The 13,253-nt window shown below is 59.3% G+C and carries 23 protein-coding genes; 8 read left to right on the top strand and 15 right to left on the bottom strand.

The features are described from left to right. Positions 1-3: 3 nt before the first annotated feature. The 14 genes from QTJ18_RS11920 to QTJ18_RS11985 form a co-directional block, all read right to left on the bottom strand. Positions 4-186 (bottom strand): VOC family protein, encoded by a 183-nt coding sequence (locus QTJ18_RS11920; protein WP_225246529.1) that lies wholly within the window; start codon positions 184-186, stop codon positions 4-6. Between the two features lie 69 nt (positions 187-255). Beyond that, positions 256-531 (bottom strand): hypothetical protein, encoded by a 276-nt coding sequence (locus QTJ18_RS11925; RefSeq protein WP_252754835.1) that lies wholly within the window; start codon positions 529-531, stop codon positions 256-258. Next, entirely contained in the window at positions 528-1,034 is a 507-nt protein-coding gene (locus tag QTJ18_RS11930) for a hypothetical protein (RefSeq protein WP_252754836.1), read from the bottom strand. Before QTJ18_RS11930 ends, QTJ18_RS11925 begins: the two co-directional genes overlap by 4 nt. After that, on the bottom strand, positions 1,031-2,404 hold the full coding sequence (locus QTJ18_RS11935) for a hypothetical protein (protein WP_252754837.1): 1,374 nt from the start codon (positions 2,402-2,404) through the stop codon (positions 1,031-1,033). The genes QTJ18_RS11930 and QTJ18_RS11935 overlap by 4 nt, the downstream gene beginning before the upstream one ends. Next, on the bottom strand, positions 2,401-3,240 hold the full coding sequence (locus tag QTJ18_RS11940) for an HNH endonuclease signature motif containing protein (protein ID WP_252754838.1): 840 nt from the start codon (positions 3,238-3,240) through the stop codon (positions 2,401-2,403). Before QTJ18_RS11940 ends, QTJ18_RS11935 begins: the two co-directional genes overlap by 4 nt. Next, complete coding sequence (locus QTJ18_RS11945) at positions 3,237-3,476, bottom strand: hypothetical protein (protein ID WP_252754839.1); 240 nt, start codon at positions 3,474-3,476, stop codon at positions 3,237-3,239. Before QTJ18_RS11945 ends, QTJ18_RS11940 begins: the two co-directional genes overlap by 4 nt. A gap of 439 nt (positions 3,477-3,915) precedes the next feature. Beyond that, complete coding sequence (locus QTJ18_RS11950) at positions 3,916-4,272, bottom strand: hypothetical protein (protein WP_252754840.1); 357 nt, start codon at positions 4,270-4,272, stop codon at positions 3,916-3,918. Between the two features lie 93 nt (positions 4,273-4,365). After that, positions 4,366-4,662: a hypothetical protein gene (locus tag QTJ18_RS11955; RefSeq protein WP_252754841.1), complete on the bottom strand. Its 297-nt coding sequence runs from the start codon at positions 4,660-4,662 to the stop codon at positions 4,366-4,368. Between the two features lie 53 nt (positions 4,663-4,715). Next, the gene (locus tag QTJ18_RS11960) at positions 4,716-5,645 is read right to left on the bottom strand and encodes a DUF2303 family protein (protein ID WP_252754842.1); all 930 of its coding nucleotides are present in this window, start codon (positions 5,643-5,645) and stop codon (positions 4,716-4,718) included. A gap of 32 nt (positions 5,646-5,677) precedes the next feature. After that, a complete protein-coding gene (locus QTJ18_RS11965) occupies positions 5,678-6,028 on the bottom strand; it encodes a hypothetical protein (protein ID WP_252754843.1) in 351 nt (116 codons plus the stop codon). Continuing rightward, positions 6,028-6,537, bottom strand: coding sequence for a single-stranded DNA-binding protein (gene ssb, locus QTJ18_RS11970; protein ID WP_252754844.1), 510 nt, complete (start codon positions 6,535-6,537; stop codon positions 6,028-6,030). The genes QTJ18_RS11965 and ssb overlap by 1 nt, the downstream gene beginning before the upstream one ends. Further along, positions 6,537-6,698, bottom strand: coding sequence for a hypothetical protein (locus tag QTJ18_RS11975; protein ID WP_252754845.1), 162 nt, complete (start codon positions 6,696-6,698; stop codon positions 6,537-6,539). The genes ssb and QTJ18_RS11975 overlap by 1 nt, the downstream gene beginning before the upstream one ends. 2 nt (positions 6,699-6,700) lie before the next feature. Then, complete coding sequence (locus tag QTJ18_RS11980) at positions 6,701-7,420, bottom strand: hypothetical protein (RefSeq protein WP_252754846.1); 720 nt, start codon at positions 7,418-7,420, stop codon at positions 6,701-6,703. A 9-nt stretch (positions 7,421-7,429) separates the two neighbouring features. Further along, positions 7,430-7,573 carry a hypothetical protein gene (locus tag QTJ18_RS11985; RefSeq protein ID WP_252754847.1) on the bottom strand — a complete coding sequence of 48 codons (144 nt, stop codon included), beginning with the start codon at positions 7,571-7,573 and terminating at the stop codon, positions 7,430-7,432. A gap of 149 nt (positions 7,574-7,722) precedes the next feature. Between QTJ18_RS11985 and QTJ18_RS11990 the strand changes: the two genes are divergently transcribed. After that, positions 7,723-7,968, top strand: a complete 246-nt coding sequence (locus QTJ18_RS11990) for a hypothetical protein (RefSeq protein ID WP_252754848.1) — start codon at positions 7,723-7,725, stop codon at positions 7,966-7,968. Here the strand turns inward: QTJ18_RS11990 and QTJ18_RS11995 are convergent. Then, entirely contained in the window at positions 7,965-8,669 is a 705-nt protein-coding gene (locus QTJ18_RS11995) for an XRE family transcriptional regulator (protein WP_354669089.1), read from the bottom strand. The genes QTJ18_RS11990 and QTJ18_RS11995 overlap by 4 nt on opposite strands. 56 nt (positions 8,670-8,725) lie before the next feature. Here QTJ18_RS11995 and QTJ18_RS12000 point away from each other — a divergent pair, with 56 nt between their 5' ends. The 7 genes from QTJ18_RS12000 (at position 8,726) to QTJ18_RS12030 (ending at position 13,253) form a co-directional block, all read left to right on the top strand. Continuing rightward, complete coding sequence (locus tag QTJ18_RS12000; protein ID WP_252754849.1) at positions 8,726-8,929, top strand: transcriptional regulator; 204 nt, start codon at positions 8,726-8,728, stop codon at positions 8,927-8,929. Positions 8,930-9,456: 527 nt separating this feature from the next. Beyond that, positions 9,457-9,957, top strand: coding sequence for a hypothetical protein (locus QTJ18_RS12005; protein WP_252754850.1), 501 nt, complete (start codon positions 9,457-9,459; stop codon positions 9,955-9,957). A gap of 190 nt (positions 9,958-10,147) precedes the next feature. Beyond that, positions 10,148-10,720, top strand: a complete 573-nt coding sequence (locus tag QTJ18_RS12010) for an MT-A70 family methyltransferase (protein WP_252754851.1) — start codon at positions 10,148-10,150, stop codon at positions 10,718-10,720. After that, positions 10,717-11,094, top strand: a complete 378-nt coding sequence (locus QTJ18_RS12015) for a hypothetical protein (RefSeq protein ID WP_252754852.1) — start codon at positions 10,717-10,719, stop codon at positions 11,092-11,094. The genes QTJ18_RS12010 and QTJ18_RS12015 overlap by 4 nt, the downstream gene beginning before the upstream one ends. After that, a complete protein-coding gene (locus QTJ18_RS12020) occupies positions 11,091-11,651 on the top strand; it encodes a hypothetical protein (RefSeq protein ID WP_252754853.1) in 561 nt (186 codons plus the stop codon). Before QTJ18_RS12015 ends, QTJ18_RS12020 begins: the two co-directional genes overlap by 4 nt. Continuing rightward, positions 11,644-11,853, top strand: coding sequence for a hypothetical protein (locus QTJ18_RS12025; protein ID WP_252754854.1), 210 nt, complete (start codon positions 11,644-11,646; stop codon positions 11,851-11,853). The genes QTJ18_RS12020 and QTJ18_RS12025 overlap by 8 nt, the downstream gene beginning before the upstream one ends. Beyond that, entirely contained in the window at positions 11,850-13,253 is a 1,404-nt protein-coding gene (locus QTJ18_RS12030) for a primase-helicase zinc-binding domain-containing protein (RefSeq protein WP_252754855.1), read from the top strand. Before QTJ18_RS12025 ends, QTJ18_RS12030 begins: the two co-directional genes overlap by 4 nt.

The following is a 13,253-nucleotide window of genomic DNA, read 5'->3' on the forward strand; positions in this document are numbered from 1 at the left end:
CCATCAGAGATAACCCCTTGCGCTTTCTTCAAGCTCTGCGTGGGAGTAACCCCCGTTATCCCCGTTAATCACAACGGAACCATCCGGCTCGACGCGAACGGTCTTGACTTCCACGCCAGCCCTTTTTACGGCCTTGATGGCGCGGGCGACGCTGTCCTCAGTGAATGCAATGGCACGGCGGCCCATGGCTATTGTTCCTCCTTCAGCTTCCTGATGGCGCCGCGACCGGCCTGCGCCTCTGCCTTGTCGTAAGGTTCACGGCTTGCCCTCCGTCCTCGGTTGGGGCGCGGGTGTGTCGGACTTCAGCTCAGACATCTTCTTGAAGCAAAGCTCGTATCCGAGAGTTTTCAGAAGATAGTCGAACTCGACCAGCTTCGGACTGGCAACGCGCCCCGTTCGCCAATGGATGATGGTGTATCGATCGAGCCCGGACCTGCGGGCCGCATCTTTGATAGAAAATTCCCCGACTTCGTTGAAGAAAGCCTCAACGAGGGGGTGTGCCCGTTGCCTGTCTCTCAGACTTGACATCATCGACCCTCCTCATAAGCGGAAAGATCGTAGCCACTCTGCTGAAACTTCAATATCTCGACTGCCCGCTCATCATTACTGATACACCCCCATTCGGACAGGGCTTCGAGGAAAACAGAGAGCTTAGCGGCGGCTCCGGCTGTTAGTGGCGCTCCGTGTTCTCCGGCCGCTTTCGCGACCTTCACCCAATCCACATACGTCTGGGGCGCGTGGTCAGCGGGAACAAAGTCAGCGTCAGGATGTTTACCCGCAAAGATGGTCCACTTATTCTCAACTGCCCGCCTTCCTGGCGGGCTCTTTTTTTCCTCAGCACGCTTGCTCTGTAATGCCGATGGTGCAGGTCCTACATAGAGGTAGACCACCTCTATCGGTCCTTTTGAGCCGGCGGCCGCGATGGCTTTGATGCCTTCAACCGCGCCGATGTGAACGCATCTTGTGTGATCGGTCGTTGCAGCGGCAAAAGGGCTCATATTGCCTGAAGCCGTCGAGGTTTGACTGTGGATCATACCGCTGCTCCCTCGAAACCTGCGTAAATTTCGGTCAAACACCTAAACCTGGCAGTTAACGCTGAAATGACCCTGCGCAACGCACGTGCAACTACTGCGTGAACAAATCGGCTCTTAGCGGGTTTGTCAGTGTGACGACGGAGGATCAGCTCATGAAGTATTGGTATCAGGTCCGCGACGAGAAGCTTGGTATTTTGGCCAAGGAGAAACTCGATGAGGAGACTGTTGGAGATGCATTTCGAACTGTTCTGATCGTGGCCGCGATTTTTCGGATGAAACACAAATGGCCCAATGCATCTCTCGATCTGATCGACAATAGTGGAAGGCAGATCGCAAGTGTAGATCTCTCTAGCCATGACCTGACTGTCACCTGCTGACGTGAGCATATGCGCCGAAGAGTTACGCTCGCTCGTTACAATGCGGCCGTCACCATCAGATCGATGTCCTCCAGGTATGTCAGAAGATCTGAAGATATGGCGGAACAAGCCATGTGCTGGATCGTTGCTCATAGATAATACTGTGGTCTTGATACGGTTGTGTGCGGGAATGACTACACTGACATAAAATTGAAGCGCAATTTTTCTTGCCTCCCACACGAGCGAAGGGCTGCCCAGAACAGAACGGCTGGAGGAGGCATGCCTAAGTTCTATTTCCATATTCGTAGAGGCGGAATTGACGAGCCCGACAATCAAGGCGCGGAATTCGCCACCGTTGATGCTGCTGTCGCTTTCGTCACGGACCTGTTCGCCGAGCGGATTTCCCTGCACGATGACATCGAAGAGGAAGTGGTCCAGATCGCTGACGAGGATGGGGCGGTACTGCGCGTAATCGATATTAATAAGCTTTAGATCCGCGAGTTGCTGAGCCCCTACTCCGTCGACTGCAGCTTTGTCCGCGTTCGATGGGCTGGAGCGTGAGGTGCTGCCTGGTCTGGTGATCGAGCGGCCGGCGATAGCTTCGCCCACAAACATGGCCGCAGTATCGGCAGAGGCCTTAAGCGGTGATCCGACACCGACGCATTGCGCTGGAGCATCTGATGGCTTTAAATAGCTCCAGACGTCCCCATCTGAGCTAAATCCGCGGGCGTCATGGAACGGATGGGCCTGACCGAGGATTGACCTACTATGGAGAACCTGAGGCATAGAACCCGATATCTGGCAGTTCCGAAGCCGGATCATAACTGGAGTGTCATCGATCGGGACACTTACAGCGTCTACCAACTCCGCGGCCTCCCGGCGGCCTTTCTCACTCGAGACACAGCCACGGCGCTTGCGGACCTCCTCAATTACCGGGAGCAAAAGACCACCACCTTGCACTGATGTGGCTTCGGCAGAGATGTTGCCGATGCCAAAGCCTTGGTTCGAACTCATCGCGCTGAACTCCTTTTCCTTGCCTGCTTGGCGGCATTTTTCAGCTTAGCCATCGCCATGATTGCCGGCTTGATCTCCGGCTCGGCGTAGTCGAAAGCGAGACCGTACCTGCCGTTCAAGTGAGGCAGCACTTCGCGCGGGATGAGCTCCCAGTTAGACGGGTCACAGTTCGTCTTGTCACCGTCCAGGCACTTGAGCACATGATCGTCCGGAATAGGGCCATGCGCCTTTTCCCAAAGCCAACGATGCTTATGAACCGGCCGGGTCTTCGCTCCTGTCCAAGGATTCACCTTGTCGACGATGAGCACGACGTACCCGTCCTTGCTGTCGATGCGCTCGTGGCCGGCGCCGACAGTGTTGTGGGGCAGGCCCCCCTTCTTGAAATGTGTGCGCTGCGCGTTCGGATGGTGACCACCGGTACCCGGCGCGCAAGTTTTGCCCTTGTTCTGGGGCTCCTGTCCCTTCTGGAACTGGCCGGTCCTGCCGGTTTTCCAGCCCTGCCGCTTGCGCAGGGCATGTAGCTTTTTTGCGCTGACATCGCGGCCGAAGGTTTCCACAAACCTCTTCTGGTACTCGCTGATGGGCAGCAGCCGGTTTTCCTCCAGCCAGTCCATCTCGGCGCGGCTATAGGTGCGCAGCCGGCCTTTGTACCGGCTGCCATCGCGGCCGACTTTCCAGCCCTTTCGCTTGCGAAGATGGTTGAGGTGCACCAGAGACACGTCGTGCCTGTCAAACTTCTGGACGAACGCTTGGTGGTAATCGCTGATCACCATCCGGAAGTTTGTCTCGAGCCATTCGAGCTCGGCGGTGCTGTAGGGGATCCGACCGCGTCTCATTCGGGTTTGACCTCGATCATCGGCAGGTATTTGCCGACGTAGGAACCATGCTCGGCAACCAGCTTTGCACCCTTCAGCGCCAGGTCGGCATTCGATACGATCTGCTGGCTTACCGAGACGATCGCCTCCGTGCGCTTCACCTCGTTTTCTATCTGGTCGGATGTCAGGCCTTCTTCCGAGAGGCGTTCAAGCTGGGCGAAGAGATGGTTGTTCAGGTCGATGAGCTTGTTCTTCATGAGGTCAACTCGCTGATTATCTGTTGCACTAGGCTACGGCCTAGACTTGCGAAACTTCGGAAACGGTAGACAAATGATGTGGGCGGATCGGGGTGCTCAGAACGACCCCCGATCCGCATAACCCCTCGCCTAAGCAAGACCTCGAGAGGTTATTCTGTAGCCAGGGAGACGCTGCGTTGCATCACTGGAAGAGCTGGTTCGACATCATCTGGCCTGTCATGGTTGCCACGCCTGGCTTCATTGCTTTCTTCTGGACATGGGCTGACCGCCGAGATCGGAAGCTGGATCAGCTTCCAATACCTGATTGGAAGATTGTCGGGGGGGCCACTGAAGACGGTTGGCTTCCCACCAAACTCTCCCTCAGAAACCGCCGAGATGAGCCAGCGACCGTGTATCGGATCTTTCTGTTGGGGAAATCGCGTGCAGAAATCACCACCAGTTACTCATCATCGAATTCCCAGCCAGACCGAGATCGGGCAGGTTCTGAATTGAGCGTGAGCTTGGATCTGCTGAGCTCGTCGCGAACCGCCGATCGAAGGCCCTCCGGCTCGATGACTTTGTATGTCCGGCCACAGAACTGGATGGTGGCTGACGACAAGTCCGGGATGGGTTCGAAATCGACCGTATCCAAAATCGAAAACATCCGCCTTGTCGTCGAGCTGATGTATCCCAACGAACGGGAGGTCCGCTGCAGGGTGAAGATTACAAATGCCGACAAGCAATTTCCCAGCACTGAAAAGCCCAGGACGATGAGCAGAAGGCTCTGGAGGTCGTACAGGTAGGCGTCGGTGTTCATTGTCTTCTCCTTATTCCGCCAGCAGGATGGACAGGCTGACGAAGACGAGCGCGGCGACCAGCAGCGCGATGTGGATCTTGAAGGCGTGCTTGCTCATTTGACGATCTCCAGTGCCTGGCGGACCTCCCGAGCCTTCTCGGTGCGTCCGCGCTCGAATGCCTGTTCCAGCAGCGAGAGCAGACCGTCCCGCTGATACGTCTCTTGCATCGTGAAACTCTGCTCGCCGTAGCTCGACAGGCTACCGGCCGGTCCGACGCGGCAGATCTCCCAGTCGTCGGCCTCGGTGCAGCGGACTTCGTGGCCGCCGTCGTTCTTCCGCAAGAAGGTGAGGCGGCAGAACTGACGCTGATAGGTGCGCAGCTGGTCGGTGCGCTCGTCCAGCCGGCGCATGCGCAAGGTCCGCCCAGTATCCTCGTTGGATCCGACCGCCTCACTCCGCATCGTCAGGCTCCCATCTCGGGTTTGCCAACGAAGCCGGGAAGCTCGGTTGCGCCATGTGCGCGGATGAAGGCGCGCTCGACCTCCTCGGTGATCCACTGGTCGGGCTTGTAAAGCTGATAAAACCAGACGATCGAGCCAGCTTTCACCCGATAGCGCAGCCGAACCGGGATGCGAACGAATTCGCCGCGGAAGAACGGCGGCACGCGGATGATGAAGAGGCTCGGTACATTGATCTTCTGGCCGTTCGCGTCCTTGTGCTCTTCCTCGAATGTCAGCTGGCCTTCGCCGCTCTGGAGGGTGACAGTATTTGTCACCTTCGTCTCAGCGAACACCTTCAGGCCGCGCGAGAGCGTGATGATGTCGGCCGGCGTGGCAACCCGTCCGCCCAGCGTCTGCTGCCAGTGCCTGGCCTCTTCTTCATGCGGCGTTGCGAGATCCGGAATATGATCCTCGATGAACTCCGCGAACTCGCCCTGGTCCATGACCCTGGCATTCATGCCGGTCCAGGCCTTCCATTCCTCGGAGAGCGGGAAGGCATAGTGGATCCGGTGCTTGCCATTGTCGGCCTGCCCGTAGACCTCGTTCTCGTGGTAATCGATGACGGCGGTCAGGCTGGGCTTCTGCCAATCGAAGTCGGCAAAGATGACGCTGTGCATCGTCTTGTGGCGCGCCGTCAGGTCGATGAAGCTGTCGAGGGTGTCGACACGTGCAGTCCCGACCTTCAGCGTTGGCTGAGAACGCCAGCGCTCGAACTCGTCCCTGACGGACTGGATACGACCGGTCTTGCGGTCGAGGAGCGCCGGAATGCGCGTCGGCAAGCCGTCGATGGCCTCATCCAGTTCGATGTAGGTGATGTCGCTGCCTGCATCGTCGGCCAGCTTGCGCAGCGCCTCGATGTCGAGGCCGGCGGATAGGATAGTCTGCTCTTCCATGGATCATGGTCTCCGGGTGAAAAGTGGATTGGCTATTGCTGGCGGCGATGGTCGATTTCGCGAGGACCGCCGAACATGTCACGCTGCTGCGGATGCTCGGTCGACAGCCGGCCTTCGTACGTCAGGAAGTAGACCGATGTCTTGCGAGGCAGCTTCGGCAGCTTGGGCGGCGGGATCTCGGCATCGATGTCGACCATGCCGTTCTTCACCGCGAACTTGAGCTTCAGGGTGATTTCGCCCTTGAAGGTGTTTTTGGGCTGGTCGTTGGACAGCTCCTGCAGCTTCTTGAGAACCGTCTCGACGGTCTCCGTCATCTCGCTGTTCAGGTCGCCGCTTTCCAGCATGCCGAGCAGCGCCTGGGTGTCTCGGATAATCGTTTGCATCAGCCTCTCCATTCGGGTGCAAAGGGAATGTCATCGTCGAGGCCGGCGCCCATGTTGCGAGCGGGTGCGCCACCGGCTGAACTCGTCGGCCCAGCCGCACGGTCGGCGTCATAGCCATAGTCATCGGGATCGCCGCCGGCGCGGTAACCGCTGCCCTCGCGGCGGTCGAGCAAGGTCAAGCTGCCGCCAAACCCCTGCAGGACGACCTCAGTGCTCCACCGGTCGTTTCCGTCACGGTCCTGCCACTTGCGTGTCGCGAGCTGCCCTTCGACATAGGCCTTCGAGCCCTTCTTCAGGTACTGCTCGGCGATCTTGGCCAGGCCCTCGTTGAAGATGACGACGGTGTGCCATTCGGTCTTCTCGCGGCGCTCGCCGCTGTTCTTGTCGCGCCAGCTCTCCGACGTCGCCAGGCGCAACGTCGCGATCGCCCGGCCATCCTGGGTGCGGCGGATTTCCGGATCGGCGCCGAGGTGCCCGATGAGGATGACCTTGTTGACGGAGCCGGACATCAATGGCTCTCCCTGATCAGCTTGGTCTTCTTGATGAAGGTGTCGCGGCTTTCCGCGATGGGCGCTGCCCGCTTGCGAGCGGCAACGGCATCGGTGGCATCGACATCGAACGTCGAGCCGTCATCGAAATGCACCCGGAAGGGCAGGAGCTTGTCAGCCATCGTCATGTCCTCGTCGATCGTGGGAAGGTGGCCACGTGAGCCGCGTGAACGGCGCGCTGGCTGGTGATGCGCTCCTGGCCGATCAGCGTGGTCAGCAGGGTGAGGTAGGCGTCCTCTGCCTTCATGGCGCCCCAGGGTTTCAGGCTGCCTCGCAGCTTCAGGGGCGGTGACCGATGTGCGGCAATGCTGCGGCTGATGTTGCTCAGCGCCTGCGGGCCGAAAAGCGACCGCGATTCGGCCAGAACCATCCGCTCGTCCATCAGGGAGACTGCGGCCTTCTGCCGGTTCGTCCAGAGATCGGGCGTCGGCAAGCCGGCGGCGGTGTAGATGGCCAGGTCCCAGCGCGACTTGATGTCGTGAAACAGGGCACGCAATGCTGCCGCTGCCTTCGATCCTGCCCGATCCGCCAGCCCTTCCGTAAGAAGGGCCTGGAACGGCCGCGTCTTGTCGCCGATGAAATGCTCGTGCGCGTCGTGCAGCAGAAAGAGCGCGGCCGTGATTTCGTCATGGCCCTCGGCCAGAAGCGCCTCGGCGCCCATCACGCAATGCTGCGCGACAGAGAATGCGACAGCATTCGGCGTTCCATTGAACCGCGCCAGTCGGGAAAGCGTACCGGCCACGCTCACGAAATCCACCTCCTCGACCATCGGCCGCGCGAGATCGAGCAGCGAGCCGTCAGGCCTGAAGCAATCTACCGGTGCGGCGCAGAGGGCAGGGATCATGCCACCCCCTTAGATCTGGAACGCGGCATAGAAGCCGAGCCCGTAAACGATGGTGGCGGAGAGGAGGTAAGCGAGCGCACGATTGTAGATCATGATGCGCTCCGCGAGGAGCTCGCGAAATTCGATTTCCAATTGCTGGCTATGGTAGGTCATTGCACACTCCTCATTTATACAGAGGAGCGTAGTTGATACCTACCTACAGGTCAAGCGACAAAATGTAGGCTAAAACTATCATTTTTGGGAGTCGACTCTCGGCGACTTCTGAGTCTTTATGTGAACGAAACAAGAACAGGAGGCATGTGATGGTTACTCTTTTCGTTGTCCAAACCTTCCAAAAAGGCAAAAAAGGCATGTTGATCCCTGATTTGCCAAAGCAGGCAAGGGATGAGGTTCACTGCAGAGCGCTTGCAGATCGGTTGGCTGAAAAGGCTGCGAGTGTTGTTGCGTTCTCCCGGTCGGGTGATCCGGAGGCGGGCGAATGGGAAGATGCTGTCGTAATCTCTCAGTTGGGCGAGTTGCCTGCGGAACTGCTTGAAGCGGCCATCTAACGCGCGTCGTATTTGCCAACTACCCGGTGGCAAACTGGCCACTCCTGCCGGAACTCAGTGAATTCTTGCAGCGGATTGTATTGTTGGAGGTGCCACTCGCGCTCTGTCCAACTGTTGAGTTGCTTTACAATTGCCTCAACGTCCCCACCGTGCGGGGGCGTATGGTAGAGGATGACGTTTTTCATCCGGGCTGGCGGCAAATGGGGATTTACCAGGGCCATATCGCCCGGCCAGAAAGCTGGGATCATAGACTCTCCAACGATCAGGAGTCCGTAACCGCCTTTGACATTTTCCAGCTCCGCAGGCCGTTTAACATAGTCAATTGCGTCAAAAGTAATGATAACGTGGCCGTCACCTCCCATCGCGCCTGTGTATAGCGGCATCCGGCCAGCTCCCAGCAACTGCTCGCCGGGGACAAGCTCGACCACATTTTTTGCTGGAGGTCGAGATCTTTCAGCCTTTTGAGGAGCGTCGCCTTGGCCTGTCAGGAGCCATGCTTCGCTGACTTTGTACAGTCTGGCGATTTCTGAAATGCGGCTAATATCTGGCCTAGTGCTATCACTCTCCCACGTAGAGATATTCACGCGATTGATCCCTAACTCCTCTGCGACCTTCTGCTGGGAGAGACCTAGCGCTGTTCGTGCGTATCGTAGGCGAGAACCGAGAGTATCCATGAGAGGGTTGTAGCTGAAGGCTACCATTTTTCACCTACGGAATGCGGTTGACAGGTTACGTAGTTATCGCCTACGTATGAACCATGATCAGAATTGTTCAGGAAGCAGCCGAGAAGGCAGGTGGGATTGTTGCGTTAGCTCGAGAGCTAGGCATCAAGCACCCATCATTACATTCCTGGACCCGAGTGCCGGCCGAAAGGGTGATTAAAATCGAGAAGCTGACGGGAATTCCCCGTCATCGCATCCGGCCAGATCTCTATGGTGATAGCTTGGAGGCTGCCGAATGACCGCTCTGCCTCACTTTTCCCCCGCGCGGGATAGTTCCCCAAGTACCCGCGCACACTGCCAGCCGGCGCCATCTGACACAGGTGGTTCGACGCGATCTTTGCTCGGCCCTGCGCCAAGCGCGTTGCCGGCTGGCTCTTCTTTTCCTGTTCGCGTGCAAGATCAGTCATCCTCTCAAGGCTTGCGCGCCATCCCCGGTATCCAATATTTTGGATACCGGGGTGAAAGACCCCGCACGCAGCTAGTGGATTTCCCTCTGCAAATTGCGAGACCTCGCCCGTTGTGCGTCCGAAGCCAGCGACCGACGGGCGAGGAACAAATACCCCGAGCGCGGATGCCGATTTTCGCGATGGAAAATGGCGGGCTGCAGCGGCATCGCGGCCTGTCCAAACCAATCTCCCGAGAGTGTGCATGTCGATCTCCGTGATCTCGTAACGGCTTGATCTCTCGCAGTTTTGTCATTGTCCCGCGACGGGAAAAAACATGGGTTTGTCCCGTGGCGGGACCCCTTTGCCTTTTGGAGACGACGATGCGTCTGAACGATGCCTGGATGTACCGCATGAAAGCCGCGCAGCGCGACCTCATCGAGGCGTGTGGCACTGTTCGGCGGGTTGAAGAGAAGTATGCCTATGGCAAGAGCACGATCGGGCGCTGGTCCAATCCGCTCGACGCGACCTTGATGCCGTTGAACGCTGTCGTGGCGCTGGAAGCCGATTGCGGCATTCCATTTGTCACCCAGGTCCTGGCTGAGCTTTCTGGCCGGCGTTTGACCGATCCGGAGGAAGAGAGGGCGGCAGAGGTCTGCGTCATGGCAAGCCATGCTGAGTTGATGCGTCAGACGGCTGAGCTCGCCAACAGCATCGCAATGGCTATCGCGGACGGCAAGGTGACGCCGACTGAAGCTCATACAGTCGACCGTGTCGCTGCCAACTTGCAGACGGCGACGAGTGACGTGCGCGCGGCGCTTGCCAGCATCAAGTCCAAGGGCGGCGTTCCGGCCGCGCTGCGTGTCGTGGGAGATGGCGAATGAAGCCTCATCCCGACACGGTTATTCGGTTTAGCCATGAGCAGCGCTGGACGGACAGTCTCTTGCCCGGCACCATACCTCGTGGTGAGGGCGAGCGGGCACGGTGCAGCGAGTGCGGTGAAACGCTGACGATGGCCGAGATCATCGAAAGCCACTGCATCAGCTGCTCTGAGAACGCGCGGCGGCTGCGATCATGACCGCCTGGTTCTTCGACCCGCTCATTCCGCTGCATTACGACATGATCGTCATCGATCCGCCGTGGGGCTTCGACCTCTACAGCGAAGAGGGCGCGAAGAAGTCAGCGCTCGCGAAATATCGCCTGATGCGCGACGGCGACATCCTCGACATGCCGGTCGGGCAGCTCGCCTCGTTTCACTGCCTTCTTTATTGCTGGGCGACCGCTCCGCAGCTGCCGTTGGCGATCGAATGCGTCAAGCGCTGGGGGTTTGAGTACAAGTCGGTGATGGTTTGGCGCAAAACTACGCCAAGCGGCAAAGTGCGGATGGGCACTGGTTACCGCGTTCGTACCACCGGCGAATTGATCGTTGTCGCGACGCTTGGAAATCCAAAGCAGGGACTGGTGCCCCAGACGATTTTCGACGGCGTCGCGCGTGAACACAGCCGCAAGCCTGAAGAATTCTATGACCTGTGTGCTCGCGTCATGCCGCATGCGCGTCGCGCTGATGTCTTCTCCCGTCAGGCTCGGCCGGGCTGGCATGGCTTCGGCGATGAGAGCGACAAATTCTCACGTGAGGCCGCGGAATGAAGATCCCGAAGCCGTTCCACCTCGTGACGGATGATCCGCACGAGGCGTCGCTGACGTTGTTCGCCCGTGAAGCCCAGTTTCTGCCGGCGTTTGTGACGCTTGTCACCGAAATCCGGCAGGTTCTCATCATTCCGACTGACAGCCGCGCGATAGCGTTCTGGTCGAGGAGCGATGACGTGCTGCGGCAGACGTGGCGCGAGCAGCGTCATCGGTTCGACTGCGGGCGCGAATGGCAGATCTATGACGAGATTGCGCAATGGCGGATCGACATCTGGACCGATGATGACGCGAGCGAACCGCAGCCGCCGTCTTCTGTCGTGGTGGCGTTTCGGCAACCTACTTCCCCACAAATCAGACGTACGAGGTGGTCATGAGCCTGTTCTTTTTCCACGGGATCAACGCGCCGCATGCTGCGCACATCTCGACGCGGATCGATCCGGACACCTTCGCGGGCTTGTCGCCTGCCTGCCAGAAGGAAGCAATCCTGATGATGGTGGACGTGCAGACGCCGGCGCTGGATATTATCCGATCGACCGGCCTCGCCCCGAGACAGGTCATCAAGATCGCGCGGCAGCAGCAGAAGGTGCCGGCGAGCCGGGATAATGCAGTAGATCATGATGTGGTCGAGGCCCGGCCCCTAAAGCTGGGTGAGATGGCGGAAACCTACTGCAAGGCGCTCCTTTGGTTTGCGGACCAGAATGGCCAGGCGACGATATCCTTCGTGAAGCTGCAGCAGGCCGCGGACATCTCCTACAATGAAGGAGGGCGCCGCGCCCTGGCGTGGCTGATCCACCGTGGATACCTCGAGGCGGTGGTAAAACCGGCCAGAAGAAAGCCGGGCACATATGCGATCACGGCGGCCGGAAGAACCGTGGTCAATGACATCCTCACCCGCCAGGAAGCTGCCGGACGTGAGGTGGCCAATGCGTGATGTCGCTTTAGGTGCGAAGCGGGCAACATCTTCCTTGATGAGCGGGCCGCTTGACGAAAATCAGGCGCTTGCAGCGATCATCCTTTGGCAATCGGGATATTTCGACACGCTCGAAATCGCCAGGACCTTGCACGTCAAGGAAGACGCGATCTGCCGTACCCTTCATGCAACGCGCAGTCTGCTGAAGGAGACGCGCAAATGACGTCGCCGGCCATCTCGGAATTCGTCGCGAAGGCGCGCGCCATCTCCTTCATCGGTGCGTGCGATCTGCTCGGTGTGCCGCAGCCGGGCGCCGTCAAGGTCAAGCCCGGTCAGAAGAAGGTGTCGAGCCGATCAGAATACCAGGGCCCATGCCCGCAATGCGGCGGGACCGATCGGTTTTCCGTCAACCGAGGCAAGGGCGTCTGGAATTGCCGCGGCTGCGGCAAAGGTGGTGGCGACGGGATCGGCCTGGCTGCGCATTATCATTTTCTCGATCTGCGCGGCGCAGGCTTCTTGAAAGCATGCTCTGTTTTGCTCGGCGAGCCTATCCCGGAAGGAGGCGAGCAAGAGACGGATGAAGAGCGCGCAGCGCGCGAACGTCGCATTGCCGAGGCTGAGGCGCGTGCCGCCCAAGAGCGTAGCGAGACAGAGGCAGCAGGCAACGCTTTTCGAGAGGTCGAGGTGCGGAAAGCCCGGGGCCTTTGGCTGAATGCAGTCGATTGCCTGGCAGAATTGCCTGAGGCCGAGATCGGCCGCGAGACGATTCGTGCTTACCTCAAAGCCCGCACCGGCTTCCTCATTCCCTCCGGCTTCTTCGAGCATGCGCGGTTCCGCGCGTCGGCAGGATATTACCACGGCCAGGACCAGCAGGGGCGGCCACGGCACGTCTATTCCGGACCAGCCATGGTGCTGCCCTTCGTTACGCCGACTGCCGATGGTGCCGGCCGAATTGTCGGTTGCCATCAGACGTGGATCGACCTGGGTCAGCCGGGTAAATGCCGTCCGCTGCTGTGGGGCGTCACAAAAGCGGGCAATGAGGCCGGTCGACTTGCGCCGGAGGATGTCTTCTATCGATCCGCGCCGCCACCCGCCGATGTCGACGCCGGCTTCTTCGAAGAGCTCGCCACAAAGAAAATGCGAGGCACGAAGAAGGGCGGGCTTCTGCCGCTGATTGGTGGGCCAGAGCTTCGTCGATGGGCTGGCGGCGAGGGGATTGAGAACGTCCTGGCGTTCGCCGGAGCCGAAGGTTTTCGAGAGGACACGTTCTACTTCACCAGTGGTGATCTCGGCAATCTGGCCGGACCGCGAGATCCGTCTTCAGACTTTTCCCATCCGACACTGACTGCACCGGACCGGCATGGTCGGGCGCGTCGGGTGAAGGTGCAAGGGCCGAAGGCGAAGCCCGGACAGGGCCCAGACGACGCAATGCAGGTCGCGTCGCATGTCGTCGAGCTCGTTCTGGTGGCCGATGGCGACAGCGAGGAGGTGATGACGGCGAGCGCGATGGCGCGCGCTGAGGCCCGTCTCCACCGGCCTGGCCTCACGATCCTGCAGATCTGGCCGCCCGCACACATGGATTTTTCCGGCGCCACCAGCGCAGCATTGAACAAGGGGGAGTAG

It is taken from the genome of Rhizobium sp. SSA_523 (assembly GCF_030435705.1).
GTDB lineage: Bacteria > Pseudomonadota > Alphaproteobacteria > Rhizobiales > Rhizobiaceae > Neorhizobium.

Excerpts from the sequence above, each read along its gene's own strand:
- QTJ18_RS11920 (WP_225246529.1), bottom strand. The coding sequence starts at position 186 with ATGGGCCGCCGTGCCATTGCATTCACTGAGGACAGCGTCGCCCGCGCC.
- QTJ18_RS11925 (WP_252754835.1), bottom strand. The coding sequence starts at position 531 with ATGATGTCAAGTCTGAGAGACAGGCAACGGGCACACCCCCTCGTTGAG.
- QTJ18_RS11930 (WP_252754836.1), bottom strand. The coding sequence starts at position 1,034 with ATGATCCACAGTCAAACCTCGACGGCTTCAGGCAATATGAGCCCTTTT.
- QTJ18_RS11935 (WP_252754837.1), bottom strand. The coding sequence starts at position 2,404 with ATGAGTTCGAACCAAGGCTTTGGCATCGGCAACATCTCTGCCGAAGCC.
- QTJ18_RS11940 (WP_252754838.1), bottom strand. The coding sequence starts at position 3,240 with ATGAGACGCGGTCGGATCCCCTACAGCACCGCCGAGCTCGAATGGCTC.
- QTJ18_RS11945 (WP_252754839.1), bottom strand. The coding sequence starts at position 3,476 with ATGAAGAACAAGCTCATCGACCTGAACAACCATCTCTTCGCCCAGCTT.
- QTJ18_RS11950 (WP_252754840.1), bottom strand. The coding sequence starts at position 4,272 with ATGAACACCGACGCCTACCTGTACGACCTCCAGAGCCTTCTGCTCATC.
- QTJ18_RS11955 (WP_252754841.1), bottom strand. The coding sequence starts at position 4,662 with ATGCGCCGGCTGGACGAGCGCACCGACCAGCTGCGCACCTATCAGCGT.
- QTJ18_RS11960 (WP_252754842.1), bottom strand. The coding sequence starts at position 5,645 with ATGGAAGAGCAGACTATCCTATCCGCCGGCCTCGACATCGAGGCGCTG.
- QTJ18_RS11965 (WP_252754843.1), bottom strand. The coding sequence starts at position 6,028 with ATGCAAACGATTATCCGAGACACCCAGGCGCTGCTCGGCATGCTGGAA.
- ssb (WP_252754844.1), bottom strand. The coding sequence starts at position 6,537 with ATGTCCGGCTCCGTCAACAAGGTCATCCTCATCGGGCACCTCGGCGCC.
- QTJ18_RS11975 (WP_252754845.1), bottom strand. The coding sequence starts at position 6,698 with ATGGCTGACAAGCTCCTGCCCTTCCGGGTGCATTTCGATGACGGCTCG.
- QTJ18_RS11980 (WP_252754846.1), bottom strand. The coding sequence starts at position 7,420 with ATGATCCCTGCCCTCTGCGCCGCACCGGTAGATTGCTTCAGGCCTGAC.
- QTJ18_RS11985 (WP_252754847.1), bottom strand. The coding sequence starts at position 7,573 with ATGACCTACCATAGCCAGCAATTGGAAATCGAATTTCGCGAGCTCCTC.
- QTJ18_RS11990 (WP_252754848.1), top strand. The coding sequence starts at position 7,723 with ATGGTTACTCTTTTCGTTGTCCAAACCTTCCAAAAAGGCAAAAAAGGC.
- QTJ18_RS11995 (WP_354669089.1), bottom strand. The coding sequence starts at position 8,669 with ATGGTAGCCTTCAGCTACAACCCTCTCATGGATACTCTCGGTTCTCGC.
- QTJ18_RS12000 (WP_252754849.1), top strand. The coding sequence starts at position 8,726 with ATGATCAGAATTGTTCAGGAAGCAGCCGAGAAGGCAGGTGGGATTGTT.
- QTJ18_RS12005 (WP_252754850.1), top strand. The coding sequence starts at position 9,457 with ATGCGTCTGAACGATGCCTGGATGTACCGCATGAAAGCCGCGCAGCGC.
- QTJ18_RS12010 (WP_252754851.1), top strand. The coding sequence starts at position 10,148 with ATGACCGCCTGGTTCTTCGACCCGCTCATTCCGCTGCATTACGACATG.
- QTJ18_RS12015 (WP_252754852.1), top strand. The coding sequence starts at position 10,717 with ATGAAGATCCCGAAGCCGTTCCACCTCGTGACGGATGATCCGCACGAG.
- QTJ18_RS12020 (WP_252754853.1), top strand. The coding sequence starts at position 11,091 with ATGAGCCTGTTCTTTTTCCACGGGATCAACGCGCCGCATGCTGCGCAC.
- QTJ18_RS12025 (WP_252754854.1), top strand. The coding sequence starts at position 11,644 with ATGCGTGATGTCGCTTTAGGTGCGAAGCGGGCAACATCTTCCTTGATG.
- QTJ18_RS12030 (WP_252754855.1), top strand. The coding sequence starts at position 11,850 with ATGACGTCGCCGGCCATCTCGGAATTCGTCGCGAAGGCGCGCGCCATC.